This window comes from Micromonospora sp. NPDC048894 (assembly GCF_040649765.1).
GTDB classification, from domain to species: Bacteria; Actinomycetota; Actinomycetes; order Mycobacteriales; family Micromonosporaceae; genus Micromonospora; species Micromonospora antibiotica.
Genome location: NZ_JBEZFY010000009.1, coordinates 228,825 through 242,419 on the forward strand (window position 1 = coordinate 228,825; position 13,595 = coordinate 242,419).

General features: G+C 67.9%; 9 protein-coding genes, 1 tRNA gene, 1 other RNA gene and 1 pseudogene. 3 read left to right on the plus strand and 9 right to left on the minus strand.

Annotated features, from left to right (window positions below):
* Nucleotides 1-72 precede the first annotated feature (72 nt).
* From AB0C22_RS21205 to AB0C22_RS21215, 3 genes are all read right to left on the minus strand, one after another.
* The gene (locus AB0C22_RS21205; protein WP_357536563.1) at nucleotides 73-1,194 is read right to left on the minus strand and encodes an ABC transporter permease; all 1,122 of its coding nucleotides are present in this window, start codon (nucleotides 1,192-1,194) and stop codon (nucleotides 73-75) included.
* Nucleotides 1,191-2,198 (minus strand): ABC transporter permease, encoded by a 1,008-nt coding sequence (locus AB0C22_RS21210; protein ID WP_208567678.1) that lies wholly within the window; start codon nucleotides 2,196-2,198, stop codon nucleotides 1,191-1,193. The genes AB0C22_RS21205 and AB0C22_RS21210 overlap by 4 nt, the downstream gene beginning before the upstream one ends.
* A 99-nt stretch (nucleotides 2,199-2,297) precedes the next feature.
* Nucleotides 2,298-3,974: an ABC transporter substrate-binding protein gene (locus tag AB0C22_RS21215; protein ID WP_357536565.1), complete on the minus strand. Its 1,677-nt coding sequence runs from the start codon at nucleotides 3,972-3,974 to the stop codon at nucleotides 2,298-2,300.
* Nucleotides 3,975-4,748: 774 nt separating this feature from the next.
* Between AB0C22_RS21215 and AB0C22_RS21220 the strand changes: the two genes are divergently transcribed.
* The gene (locus tag AB0C22_RS21220) at nucleotides 4,749-5,342 is read left to right on the plus strand and encodes a hypothetical protein (protein ID WP_357536567.1); all 594 of its coding nucleotides are present in this window, start codon (nucleotides 4,749-4,751) and stop codon (nucleotides 5,340-5,342) included.
* A gap of 119 nt (nucleotides 5,343-5,461) precedes the next feature.
* Here AB0C22_RS21220 and recR read toward each other — a convergent pair whose 3' ends face one another.
* The 4 genes from recR to ffs form a co-directional block, all read right to left on the minus strand.
* Nucleotides 5,462-6,055 (minus strand): recombination mediator RecR, encoded by a 594-nt coding sequence (recR, locus tag AB0C22_RS21225; RefSeq protein WP_208570826.1) that lies wholly within the window; start codon nucleotides 6,053-6,055, stop codon nucleotides 5,462-5,464.
* Between the two features lie 7 nt (nucleotides 6,056-6,062).
* A complete protein-coding gene (locus AB0C22_RS21230; protein ID WP_219470436.1) occupies nucleotides 6,063-6,371 on the minus strand; it encodes a YbaB/EbfC family nucleoid-associated protein in 309 nt (102 codons plus the stop codon).
* 108 nt (nucleotides 6,372-6,479) lie between these two features.
* Complete coding sequence (locus AB0C22_RS21235) at nucleotides 6,480-9,167, minus strand: DNA polymerase III subunit gamma and tau (RefSeq protein ID WP_357536570.1); 2,688 nt, start codon at nucleotides 9,165-9,167, stop codon at nucleotides 6,480-6,482.
* A 107-nt stretch (nucleotides 9,168-9,274) separates the two neighbouring features.
* Nucleotides 9,275-9,364, minus strand: an RNA gene (gene ffs / locus AB0C22_RS21240) — signal recognition particle sRNA small type.
* A gap of 82 nt (nucleotides 9,365-9,446) precedes the next feature.
* Between ffs and AB0C22_RS21245 the strand changes: the two genes are divergently transcribed.
* A tRNA-Ser gene (locus tag AB0C22_RS21245) sits at nucleotides 9,447-9,531 on the plus strand.
* A gap of 77 nt (nucleotides 9,532-9,608) precedes the next feature.
* Here AB0C22_RS21245 and AB0C22_RS21250 read toward each other — a convergent pair.
* Nucleotides 9,609-9,920 (minus strand): annotated as a pseudogene (locus AB0C22_RS21250) (tyrosine-type recombinase/integrase); the annotation flags it as partial.
* A gap of 6 nt (nucleotides 9,921-9,926) precedes the next feature.
* Here AB0C22_RS21250 and AB0C22_RS21255 point away from each other — a divergent pair.
* On the plus strand, nucleotides 9,927-10,778 hold the full coding sequence (locus AB0C22_RS21255) for an NAD-dependent epimerase/dehydratase family protein (protein ID WP_357536572.1): 852 nt from the start codon (nucleotides 9,927-9,929) through the stop codon (nucleotides 10,776-10,778).
* A 211-nt stretch (nucleotides 10,779-10,989) separates the two neighbouring features.
* Here AB0C22_RS21255 and AB0C22_RS21260 read toward each other — a convergent pair whose 3' ends face one another.
* Nucleotides 10,990-12,960 (minus strand): hypothetical protein, encoded by a 1,971-nt coding sequence (locus tag AB0C22_RS21260; protein WP_357536574.1) that lies wholly within the window; start codon nucleotides 12,958-12,960, stop codon nucleotides 10,990-10,992.
* Nucleotides 12,961-13,595 lie beyond the last annotated feature (635 nt).

Below are 13,595 nucleotides of genomic sequence, written 5' to 3' on the forward strand. Positions count from 1 at the left end.
CCGGGTGCCCGCCCGGCCCGGGACCGCCGGCCCCCGGTCGGGCGGGTCGCACACCGACCTGCCGCACCGCCGTCACCGCCGGTTCTTCGGGTCGATCGCCTCACGCATCGCCTCACCGAGCAGGGTGAAACCGAGCGCGACCACGATGATCGCGAGCGCCGGATAGTAGGCCAGCTCGGGGCGGACCTCGAAGTAGCGCTGGCCGTCCACACCCAGCATCAGCCCCCACTCGGCCCGGTTGATGTCCGGGTCGCCGAGGCCGAGGAAGGACAACGCCGCCGCGTCCAGGATCGCCACCGCGAAGGTCAGGGTGGCCTGCACGATCACCGCGGTCAGCGAGTTGGGCAGCATGTGCCGCAGGACGATGTTGCGCTCCTTGACGCCCAACGCCCGCGCGGCGAGCACGTGGTCGCTCTCCCGCTGGGCGAGCATCGAGCCGCGCAGCAGCCGGGCGAAGATCGGCACGCTGACGATCGCCACCGCGAAGATGACCGTCCACTGGCTCGACCGGCTGGCCATCGCGACCAGGGTGATCGCCAGCAGCAGGCTGGGCAGCGCCAGCATCACGTCGGTGAGGCGCATCAGCACCACGTCGACCCAGCCGCCGAAGGCACCGGCCACCGCACCGAGCAGTACGCCCAGGGTGAGGCCGATCAGGGTGGCGAGCACGCCGACGAAGAGGGTCTGCCGGCTGCCGTGGATCATGCGGGAGAAGAAGTCCCGACCGAGCGGGTCCGAGCCGAACGGGTGCCCGGCGGTGGCGCCCGGGATGCTGTCCACGGTCAGGTCCCGGGTCAGCTCGTCGAACCGCTGCACCGGGTCGTGCGGGGCGATCAGCGGCGCGAAGATCGCCACCAGCACGAACAGTCCGACGATGACGGCACCGACGATGGCCACCGGGTTGCGGCGCAGCCGGCGCAGCGCGTCCCGGTAGAGGCTGACCCCGCCCGGGTCCGCGGTCGCCCGCGCCAACTCGTCGAGCCGGGCCCGCTTACGGTCGCCGAGCCGACCGAGGCTGCGCTCCCGCCGCTGTGCCGGGGTCTCGCCGGGCTGGCCGGCGGGGCGGTCGCTGGTCGGGTTCTCGCCGGGCTGGCCGGGCTGGCCGTCGGCGGCCGGGCCCTCGGCGGGCTGGTCGGTGGGGGTGTCGCCGGTGCGGGGCTTGCCCACGCCGGGGCGGGTGGTCGGGTCACTCATCGCACACGCACCCTCGGGTCGATGAACGCGTAGGAGAGGTCGACCAGCAGGTTGACCAGCACGAAGACCAACGCGGCGAGCAGGATGATCGCCTGGAGCACCGGATAGTCCCGGCCGCCGCTGATCGAGTCGGTGATCAGGGTGCCGAGGCCGCCCCAGTTGTAGACCTTCTCGGTGAGCACCGCGCCGGAGAGCAGCGCGCCCGTCTGCAGACCGATGGTGGTGACCACCGGCAGCAGGGCGTTGCGCAGGATGTGCCGGCCCCGGATGGTGCGGTGCCGCAGGCCCTTCGCCTCGGCGGTCCGCACGTAGTCCTCGTTGAGCACGTCGAGCACGCTGGCCCGGGTGATCCGGACGATCACCGCCAGCGGGATCGTGGCCAGCGTGACCGCCGGCAGGATCAGGTGCCAGAGCGCGTCGGCGCTGGCGTCGAACTCCCGGGTGAGCAGGCCGTCCAGGACGTAGAACCCGGTCACGGTGGTGTTGTCCATCCCGGTGCTAATCCGCCCGGACGGCGGGAACCAGTGGATGTCCTGGGTGAGGACGTCCTTGAGCAGGTAGCCCAGGAAGAAGATCGGGATCGAGATGCCGAGCAGGGTGCCGGCGATGGTCAGGTTGTCGAGGAGTCGGCCCCGGTAACGGGCGGCGAGGTAGCCCAGCGGCACGCCCAGGCCGACCGCGATGATCATGGCGGCGACGGCCAGTTCGATGGTGGCCGGGAAGGCGCGGGCGATGACGTCGGTGACCGGGTCACCGGAGCGGATCGAGTTGCCCAGGTCCCCGGTGATGACCCGCTGCATGAACTTGCCGTACTGCACGAGGATCGGCTGGTCGTAGCCGAGGGCCTTGATCAGCAGCGCTCGCCGCTCCGGGGTGGCCCGCTCGCCGAGCAGCGCCTCGACCGGCCCGCCGGGCAGGTTGCGCAACCAGACGAAAATCAGCGCGGACAGCGCTATCAGCGTCACCACCAGCTGCAGCAGGCGGCGGACTATGACTCGCAACATCTCTCACACACCAGACTCTCGATGTTCGCGGCATCGGCCCGGGCCGGCACTTGCTCCCGACCCGGGCCGATGCACGCCTACGGCGTCAGCCGACGGACGTCACTTGCTGACGCTGACCGTGTTGAAGCGCTCGTCGGTCAGCGGGCTGGCGACCAGCCCCTGCACGTCCTTGGTGACGACGATGGCCGGCGGGGCGTGCCAGACCGGCACGGCCGGCAGCCACTTGGCGGCGATGTCCCGGTTGACCTGCTCCCAGGCCGCCTTCTTGCCCGCCTCGTCGACGGTGCCGTCGGCCTTGGCGATCGCGTCGAACATCTCGGTCATGGCCTGGTCGCCGAACTCGACCTTGCCCCGACCGAAGAAGGTGCCGACGAAGTTGCCCGGGTCGTTGTAGTCACCGGTCCAGCCGAGGATGTGCAGGTCCTGCTTGCCGAACTGCTGCACGTCGTCCTTGAAGCCACCGTTCCACGGACGCGGCACACCGTTGACCTTGATGCCGACGGCCTGCAGGTCGTTGGCGAGGACGGTGAAGATCTCCTGCGGGTTCGGCATGTACGGCCGGGAGACGTCCGGCGGGTAGTAGAAGTTGAGGGTCAGCCCCTCGGCACCGGCCTCCTTGAGCAGCTGCTTGGCCTTGTCCGGGTTGTACTCGTACTTCTGCACGTCCGGGGCGTAGCCGAGCACGGTGTCCGGCATGAACTCGTCGGCGACCTTGGTGCCACCCGGGCCCTTGGTCTGCACGAGCTGCTGACGGTTGAGGGCGTAGGCGATCGCCTGGCGTACCCGCAGGTCCTTCAGCTTGGGGTTCTTCTGGTTGATGCCCAGGTAGAGGATGTTGAACGCCGGGCGGTCGAGGACCTGGAAGCCCTCACCGGACAGCGCCTTGCGGTCGGCCGGAGCCGGGAAGTCGATGCCCTGGACGGTGCCCGCGCGCAGCTCCTGCTTACGGGTGTTCTCGTCCTTGATCACCTTGATGATGACCTTGTCGACCTTGGCCTTCTCGCCCCAGTAGTCGGGGTTGCGGTTCAGGGTGATCTCGTTCTTGGCCTTGTCCCAGCCGCCAAACGTGAACGGGCCGGTGCCGACCGGGGTGGTGGTCGCGAACGAGCTGTACTCGAAGGAGTCGCCGTTCTGCTTGACCGTGTCGGCGTCGCCCTTCTTGAGGGCCTCCGGGCTGGCGATCGAGAGCGCGGTCAGCGCGAACGCGCCGGGGAACGCACCCTTGTACTGGTTGAGGGTGACGACGGCGGTGCCCTCGTCCTTGGCCTCGCACTTGTTGTAGAGCGCCTGGCCGGCACCCTCGGCCTCGTTCTTGGCGAACCCGCCGAAGACGTCCTGGTAGTAGATCATCTGCGACTGGGCGGCGGCGCCCTTCATGTTGTACCAGCGGTCGAAGTTGTAGCAGACCGCGGCCGAGTTGAAGGGGGTGCCGTCGTGGAACTTCACGCCCTGACGCAGCTTGAAGGTCCAGACCTTGCCGTCGGGGTCGTGCTCCCAACTCTCGGCCAGGCCACCCACCAGGTCAGCCGTGCCCGGCTTGTGCTGGATCAGCGTGTCGTACATCTGCCGGACCGGCCGGAACGACTCACCGTCGTCGTTGAAGATCGGGTCGAAGTTCTTCGGGTCACCGGCACCGGCGAAGATGAAGGTGCCGCCCGTCTTGGCCTCGCCACTGCTGTCATCGCCGCGGTCGCTCTCCGCACAGCCGGCCGCGCCGACCGCCAGGGCTGCAACGGCCACGAGGCTCACGGCCGTCCTTAGCCTTCTCGCCTGCATCTCTCACCTCTGTCATCCGCCTGAACAACGCCGGTCCATGGCTCGGTCCGTGAGCGGGAGGCTATGACACGTCACACCGAAGCGGAACGCCCGTTAGGCAATCGCTATCAACCCGACACCAAGCGCAAGGTCTGACACCGCCGGATCTCCCGACAAACAGGACTGTCACAGCGGTACCTCGGAGATATGTCCGCAACCGCCCGGACCATCCGAGTCCGCGGTCGTTCCCGGTCACCCGCCGGCACCGGCCCACCCGACCGCCTCCCGCAGCCCGGTCGGCGGGGCACCGGTCGGGGACCGTAACGGCCGTCGTGCGCGCCGTGTCCGGTTCCGGGAGTACGCTGCGCGCCCGCCCGCGCGGTCTGCGTGTCATGGGGTCGACGTCCCGTGACCGGCGGCACCCCCGGGCCGGAATCCGGGCCGGCCCGCAGGCGTTACACCCTGCGTACGACCGCAGCAGCACCCCCGGCCGCCCGGCCCGACGCCTCCCCGGCGGAATGAGCGGGCACCGACGGTCGTTACACCCCCCACGGACGACCGCAGCACCGCCCCCGACCGGCCCGCCCCCGCATCCGTGTGGGAATGGCCTAGGGACCCCGGTCGTTACACCTGACCCCGGCACGAGCGGCCCATCTCCCCGGCCGGGACCCCCGAACTCCCCCCCTCTCACCTGAGCGCCCCGACGTGGTGCCCACGCCCGCTACGCCTGCCCCCGGCAGGCCCACCGACCCCCCGGTCGGTCCCCGGGCGTCAACCCCCGAAGGAGCTACCCCCATGAACACCACCATCCTGCGTAAGACCGCCCTCGGCATCGCCGGCCTCGCCTTCACCGGCGGCATCCTCGCCGGCCCCGCCACCCACGCCCACGCCGCCACCGACACCCGCCCCGCCGCCACCACCGTGCAGGCCGACAAGCCGACCGTGGACAAGACCAAGCTGATCCCCCACGGCGTGCAGGGCGACCAGTCCCGCATCGACCTGGGCGACGAGCAGACCGGCAACGCCAAGGCCATCATCGCCGCCACGAAGAAGGCCGGCATGGACGAACGCGCCGCCGTGGTCTCCATCGCCACCGCCCTGCAGGAGTCGAAGCTGGAGAACCTCGGCCACCTCGGCGACCGCAACGACCACGACTCGCAGGGCCTGTTCCAGCAACGCCCGTCGTCCGGCTGGGGCACGGTGGAGCAGATCACCGACCCCGAGTACGCCACCCTGGCGTTCCTCAAGGGCCTCAAGCAGGTCGACGGCTGGCACGACATGCCCCTGACCAAGGCCGCCCAGACGGTCCAGGTGTCGGCGTACCCCGACCACTACGCCCAGTGGGAAACCCAGGCCGCCGACCTCGTCGCCCACCACTGGAACAGCTGACCCGCGTACGACACGATGGCCGGCACCCCGCCCGGGGTGCCGGCCATCGGCATGTCCACCGTGTCGCCGTGGTGCCTGCCCTGGGAACCACGAACTGCCTCGACACCGGAGACCGGGCGTCAGACCGCGCGGCGGCCCTCGAAGGCCCGGCCAAGGGTGATCTCGTCGGCGTACTCCAGGTCGCCGCCGACCGGCAGGCCGCTGGCGAGGCGGGTGACCGCGATCCCCATCGGCTTGACCATCAACGCCAGGTACGTCGCGGTCGCCTCGCCCTCGGTGTTCGGGTCGGTGGCGAGGATCAGCTCACGGATCGTCCCCGCGCTGAGCCGGGTCATCAGCTCACGGATCCGCAGGTTGTCCGGGCCGATCCCCTCCAGCGGATTGATCGCCCCGCCGAGCACGTGGTAGCGGCCCCGGAACTCACCGGTCCGCTCGATCGCCACCACGTCCTTCGGTTCCTCGACCACGCAGATCACCTCGTCGGTGCGGCGCGGGTCGCGGCAGATGCGGCACTGCTCCGACTCGGCGACGTTGAAGCAGGTGGTGCAGAACCGGACCAGGTCCTTGACCTTGCGCAACGCCCCGGCCAGCCGGGTGACGTCGGCCGGGTCCGCCGACAGGACGTGGAACGCGATCCGCTGGGCGCTCTTCGGGCCGACGCCCGGCAGCCGCCCCAACTCGTCGATCAGGTCCTGGATGGCACCCTCGTACATCGGCGGATCAGAATCCGGGCAGGCCGAGGCCGCCCATGCCGCCGGCCACCGGACCCATCTTCTGGTCGGTCAGCTCCTTGGCCGCCTCGGCGGCGTTGTGCAGGGCCGCGACGACCAGGTCCTCCAAGGTCTCGACGTCCTCCGGGTCGACCGCCTTCGGGTCGATCCTGATGCCCTTGATCTCACCGGAGCCGGAGACGGTCGCGGTGACCAGCCCACCACCGGCGGTGCCGGTCACCTCCGCCTCGGCCAACTCGGCCTGCGCTTTGGCGATCTGCTGCTGCATCTTCTGCGCCTGCTTCAGCATCTGCTGCATGTTCGGCTGTCCACCTGGGCGCACGGATGGCTCCTTCTCGCACTCGTCTGCTCGGCCGCGCCCAGCCTAGTCGGGGGCGACCGGTGGTCCGGTCCGGGGAACGGCGCGTCAGCGCGCGTCCACCTCGTCGATCTTCTCGGCACCGAACGCCTCACGGAGCAACTGCACCGCCTGCTCCTCGCTCGACTGCCGGGCGGTCCGCTCGTCGATCACCTCGTCCAGCGGTTCGTCACCCGGGTCGAACCCCTCGTAGGCGGGAGTGGCCCGGGTCGCGCCCGCCGGTGCCCCACCGGCACGCACCGGACCGTCGTAGTCCGGGTCGTAGGGCGGCTCGCCGGCCCACTCCGCGTCGGCGGTCCTGCGTCCCGCCGGGGCGGCCCGAGGTCCCTTACCCGCCGCAGCCGCCCGCGCCGCCGCGATCGCGCTGCTCACCGGCGCACCGGCGGCCCCGGCCGGCGCCGGCTGCGGTGTCGGCGGCGGACCGGCCGGTCTGGGTACGGCGGGCGCAGCGGGCACCGCCGGGGCGGCTGCCGTCGCGGTCGCCGTCGCCCCACCGGGGCGGGCCGGTTCGGGCCACTCGTCGGAGGATGCGCTGGCGGACCCGCCGGGGCGGGCCGGTTCGGGCCAGCCCTCGTCGTCGCCCCCACCGACCGCATCGGCCGGGATGGCTGCGCTGCCCGCCCTGCCCACCTGGTCGGGCGGCCCACCCGGTGACCGTGCCGCGCCGCCGCCGCCAGCCGCACCGTTTCGGGCGGTGTTGCCAGGCGAACCGCCCGGTGCGGTGGGGCCGGGCGAGCCGGTGGACCCGGCCGGGGTGCCGCTGGACGGGCCGGCCGGGTTACCGCTGGACGGGCCGGACGAAGCGCCGCTGACCGGCCCGGCCGGTGCGGTGGGTGGGGCGGGTGCCGGTCGGGGCGGGGCGGCAGCAGGGCGGGACGGAGCGCCGGACGACGCGCCACCCCGTTCACCGGCCACCTCGCAGCGGATCTGCCACCGACCGCCGAACTCCTCGTACAGCGCTTCGAGGAGGAGGTCCGGCTCGGCGGAGAGAGCCTGGGCGTGGAACGGGTACCGGAACGTGAGCAGGAGGGACTGCCCGTCGACCTCCCGGACGGTGGCCTCCCGCGCCCAGGCCGCCACCTTTTTGCTCTTCCGGCCGACCTTGCCGACCACGTCCGGCCACACCCGGCGTACCGCGACGGCGTCGAGGGCACCGGGTGTCGCAGCACCCGGACGCGGCGGCTCGGGGGTGGCCGGGTCGGGCATGACGGCCGAGGGCGGCACCCGACGGGCCGCCGGGTCGGGGTCACCGACGCCCGGGCCACCGGCCGTCGGGGTGGAGCCGTCAGTCGCGGGCCCCCCGACAGTGGGGACGGAGTCGTCCCGGGGCGGGCCGGTGGGGGCGGGCGGGGTGGCGGCGGGCGGGGTAGGCCCGCTGGGCCGGGAAGCGGCCGACGCGGCAGCGGCGCGGGCGGCGGCCGCCCCGGACAGCGCATCGACAGCCGCCGGCGGGCCGGCGGTCTGCGGGTCGGACGCGGCGGCAGCCGCGCCCGGGGCGGGAGGCTCCTGACGTACCGCAGGAGTGGGGATGGGGGATGCGGAGCCGGCGGCGGCCGGCGGCAGCTCCCCGCCACCCAGGGTGAGCCGGCGCTCCATCCGTTCGAGGCGCTGGAGCAGGGCACCGGTGGCGTCGTCGACGCCGGGGAGCAGCATCCGGGCGCAGATCAGCTCCAGCAGCAGCCGGGGCGCGGTGGTGCCGCGCATGTCGACCAGACCGTTGTGCACGATGTCGGCGCACCGGGACAGGGTCGCCGGGCCGAGCCGCTGGGCCTGGGCGGCCATCCGTTCGATCTGGTCGGCCGGGCCGTCGATCAGGCCCTTGCCGGCGGCGTCCGGCACCTGCTGGAGCACGATCAGGTCGCGCAGCCGTTCGAGCAGGTCGGAGGCGAACCGGCGCGAATCGTGCCCGGCCTCGGCCACCCGGTCGACGGTGGCGTACGCCGCCGCGCCGTCCCCGGCGGCCAACGCGTCGCACATCTCGTCGATCAACGCGGCGTCGGTGACGCCGAGCAGCGCGGCGGCCCGGGCATAGGTGACCCCCTCCGGGCCGGCACCCGCGATGAGCTGGTCGAGCACGGAGAGGCTGTCCCGGGCGCTGCCACCACCGGCGCGCACCACCAGCGGGAAGACCGCCGGATCGACCGTGACGCCCTCGGCCTGAGTGAGCTGCTCCAGGTACGGCCGGAGCACCTTCGGCGGGATCAGCCGGAACGGGTAGTGGTGGGTCCGCGACTTGATCGTGCCGAGGACCTTCTCCGGCTCGGTGGTGGCGAAGATGAACTTGACGTACTCCGGGGGCTCCTCGACCAGCTTGAGCAGGGCGTTGAAGCCGGCCGACGAGACCATGTGCGCCTCGTCGATGACATAGATCTTGAAACGACTCTGGGCCGGCGCGAAGAACGCCTTCTCCCGCAGCTCACGGGCGTCGTCGACACCACCGTGGCTGGCCGCGTCGATCTCGATCACGTCGATCGAGCCGGAGCCGTCGACGGCCAGCGACCGGCACGAGGCACACTGCCCGCACGGCTCCGGGGTCGGCCCCTGCTCGCAGTTGAGCGAACGGGCCAGGATCCGGGCGCTGGAGGTCTTGCCGCAGCCCCGGGGACCGGAGAACAGGTAGGCGTGGTTGAGCCGCCCGCTGCGCAGCGCCTGCGACAACGGCTCGGTGACGTGCTCCTGGCCGATGACCTCGGCGAAGGTGCGCGGCCGGTACTTGCGGTAGAGCGCCAGCGTCACTCGCCCCGCCTCCTCTCGACCGAGCCATTCTGCGCCGGTCGGGCGCGGGTGACCACCCACCACCCCGGGACCCGACCCGCAGGTACGGTACCGGTGGGCGGAGACAAAAAGGCCTCCCGTGCACCCGGCAGAGCTCGCTTATCCTTGCTGCCTTCCGGCCCTGGGGAGGTTCACGAGATACCGCCGCACGGGAGGTAACGCCCACCCTACCCGACCCCCGGTGGATCTTCAGGGGGTGGTGGGGTGGCCCGGCGGGCGGGGACCTGTATCCTGGCTCGCGGAGGATTCGCCTAGAGGCCTAGGGCGCACGCTTGGAAAGCGTGTTGGGATAAAACCCTCACGAGTTCGAATCTCGTATCCTCCGCTCTGTTGAGCAGGAAAAACGACAGGGCCGGCCCCCACGGGGACCGGCCCTGAATCGTCTCTACCGTCGCTCTCGTCTCAGTTGTCGTCTCGGTTGCCCTGTTCCGGCTGGTCGGGCGGCGGTTTGGTGGCCCTCTCCCCCGGCCCGGTCGGCGGGTCGCCCCAGAGCAGTCCGCCGAGCTGCTGCGCGATGTCCCGGCGTACCTGGTCGGTCATGTGCTGGTAGCGGACGGCCATGGCCGAGTTCGACCAGCCCATGATGCCCATCACGGCGCGGCCGGAGACGCCGAGGACCAGGAGCGCGGTAGCGGCGGTGTGCCGGGCGTCGTGTAGCCGGCCGTCCCGTACTCCGGCGAGCTTGAGCAGCCGTTTCCACTCGTCGTAGTCCGTCGCCTGGTGGGTCGACTGGAGTCAGCCCGATCGGGCGCTCACCTTCACCACCGGCATGTACTTCGGTGGTGTCGACGTCTCGTCCAGCAGGGTGGGTACAGCGGAGTCGTGCACCTCGCCGCACTCACCAGCGGCCGGGACTCGTTTGCCGACCCACTGAGCTACTTCGACGTCAACGCGACCGGCACCCTGAACCTACTCATGGCCCTGGACGCCGCGCGGACGACCACCGGGCCGGCCGCGCTGGTCTTCGCCTCCACCAACATCGTGCACGGATCACAGCACCACGGCGCACTCTCCGAAGACCTCGACCCACACCCCGAAAGCCCTTACGCGGCCTCGAAAGTCGCCGCCGAGCAGATGGTTGCGGCTTACGCAGCGACCGGAGCGATCGGCGCGATCACCGTCCGGCCCATCAACATCGCCGGAGCGGTCGACGGCGTCACTGACACCGACCGCGCAAGGATCATCCCCAACGTCTTCCGCGCGATCACCGGCCAACGCGACCATGGGGCCCTCAACGGCGACGGATCAGCAGTACGGGATTTTATGCACGTCAGTGCCGTAGCCGCCGCTGTCCGGCTGGCACTGGACGCCGGCATTCCCGGGGTCTGCCGGACGATCAACGTCGGCTCGGGCGTCGGAACGAACATGGCCACCGTGGTAGCCACCGCCGAGCAGGTTACCGGCCGCCCGATTGTCGTTTACCGCCAGCCGCCCAAGCCTGAACCCTCGAACTTGATCGCGGACATCAGCCAGGCTCGTAGCGTTCTCGGCTGGACTGTGACAAGACCTAAACTGACAGACATCCTCGCAGATGCATGGGAGACGTGGTCGGGAACTGTTTCGACCCCTTAGTGACGGGCTGACGAACCCGCCGCTGCGAGAATCAAGACGCCCTACAAGCAGAGTGAGTTAAGTAGTCTGATCCCCAGGGATATCGGCGTAGCCCGCCCACGCTCATGTACGACACGATTCGAAGACCCAGAGGTTTGCCCCAAATCGCAGATGCCGCCGCGATTTCCCTACTAGGAGATCCGCCCCACGCTTGGAGATATTCAACTACGCCTTACCTCCTAAGCGAGCGACCTGCGGCGGCAACGATGGTAGTCGTCAGGACCCAGCCTCCAATCACTAGAACATACATCACCGCCTTAGAGCTACCCGTCGGATCCCAGGCGTTATCGTGCCCGAGGTTTACTAGCGGAATAAGTAAGTCGAGGGAATATAGCCACGGATCCCACGTAGGATGCTCATCCGCCTTAATTGGACAGATCGGGAGATCAGCGTATGCGGCTTCACCGCACGAGTAAGGCGTGACTGTAAACCACACGCTTGCACCAATGAAGAGGACTAGAAAGATCGCGAGGGCGCGCATTGGCGAGAAGCCGTATCCCACGACATAGTCTTGCAGCTTACCCCAAATTCGGATAAGGAAACGTGAAGAGGCATGTGATCTACGAATAGACGCCAAGCGAACAATATCGGCATCGTCATCTTGTCCCGCTGCCGTCAAATTCGAGGCAAGTTGCTCATACGGATGCGGTGAATATGTAGGCGTAGCATGCTGCAGAAGCCTCAATCGATCTACGACCGTAAGATTCGTGTCAAGAAGGCCGTAGGTAAATCCTTCGAGTACCACGGCAGCGCTTTTCGGCCACGAACGCTCATTATCGCGAAGTGTCCCAACCGCAGCTGCTGCCAGAGATATCCCACCGGTTGGAGCATCTCTGAATCTCAGGCTTAGCATCGCAGCCTTCATACCATCGGCGCGGATAGCCATCGAGTCCTTCACTTCAAGCGTAGTGCCATCCAAGAGCACCGAGCGCTGCACAGTCGCCGACTCAAGAACCAGACTCTCCTTCAGTCGTGCACCACGAAGGTCGATATCTCCGTGAATAATGCTAGCGGTTGCCCGCAAGGACACCCCCCGCCAATCGCCTCGCCTCAACTGATCAATCTCCCTCCCTCGGGAAGATTCTTCTAGAGGCACACCAGTCAACTCGGCGTCCGCAAGCCTCACGTTTCCGGTAACATTTGCGGCCGTAAGGTCCACGAGACCTTCGACTTTTGCGCGATCGCCAATGAGGTCACCGTCAAGAACCAGACCCGCCGCGATAAGGGCATGGCGGCGCGGGGTTACGATGGCTGCTTCAGTCAGGTTTAATGTCACACTTATTTTTGCATTGGCGAAGGATACGCTCCCATGGGCTGTAAAACCCTTTGCCCCGTCGACACCGCCCCGTATATCTGCTCGTCGCGCATCCACCGCCCACGACCCATGGGGAGATATCTCCGTATTCCGAAGCGTTAGCGCCCCCTGAACCGTAGCTGCGATTAATAGAATTGAGCCTGCGATCTCGCAATCTTCAACCGCTAATGCTGCGCCAATTGTCGTCCCATCCAGCGTCAACGCAGTGCCCGCGTCCGAGGAAATCTTTGCATTGTCGACGAGAAGATTGCATTCGAAGCGGGAGCCATGGAGGTGGACAGCACCCTCCGCGCGGAAATTCCTGAAATGGCCGGACCCATCGACCCCTAAATGGTCTGCAAGCAAAGCAAGCCGCCCGCAGTCCGAGATACGAACACGATCAAAAGAGAGTTGGCAACCGATTTGAGCATGATGCATTCGAACCGCACCCCGAAAGTGCGCATCTTCACATCTCACACCAAGGGCGACTACCGCGTGATCAATATTTAAACAAATGCCGTTCGGTCGGCTAATTCGAGCTTTAGGCAGAAGCAGTTGCCCCTCTATTCGAGCACCCTCAAGAATAATCCCACCTTCACAATTGAAGTCATTGGCGCATACAACAGAGCCGCCGACCTTGACCTGCCTACCAAGCAACGCGAACTCGCTGCCGCAGGAAATCTTGGAATCAGATAGCCTGATATCGCCGTTAATCCTCGCGTTGTGCAGATGAATTGGCCGGTTCCCGGAAATTCGGCTGCAAACCAGATCGCTCCCGATATCGGCACCCGACAAATCAATCATATAATCGGGGGTGGATACGTCGAAAACAGTACCAGCAAAGGACACATCCCCTACTATTCTGGCGTCTTCGAAGTCGACTGGTCCCGTAACTTTGCAATTTGTAACTAGAGCCGGCCCGCGTAAAACTGTCCGCACCGCCGAGAGTCCCGGCAATACGCACGAGGTAAATCCGATGAACTCCGCCGAAGCATCGTTTAGAAGTGGCTGCTCGTCAAAGATGCACCTTTGAAAATAGAATGGGCCCACACTGCCGCACCCCAAATCAAGCTTTCCTGTAATCCGCGCACCCGCGAGCACTAGGCGTGGCGGATAACCGGCCTCCTGACCTGGGCTATGCATTAAAATCTCAGCCAGAACCTTCGCTCTGATCGTCTTCTCCGCCCCCCAGAAATCTACTGGAAGCTGGTTCGCTACAGGGTTCGCACCATCGAGGACTAGGGTCTCCCCCTTCCTGAAGGCACTCCATAACTGACGCTCGGGGCCCGTCCAATATCCGGGTGCGTCTAAAACTGTGGGCTCCATAGCGACTCCACGGGGGTGATGGGCCGAGGGTCCGTCCATGCAACGGATGAGATCAGGACCGCAATCTACCGTGGCTCCCCCATGACATCTAGTAGGTGCGCGCCACCTCGCTGCTGGAACGCTGTGCCCGCCTATCGGAGACGCACTGGTTCCTGTTG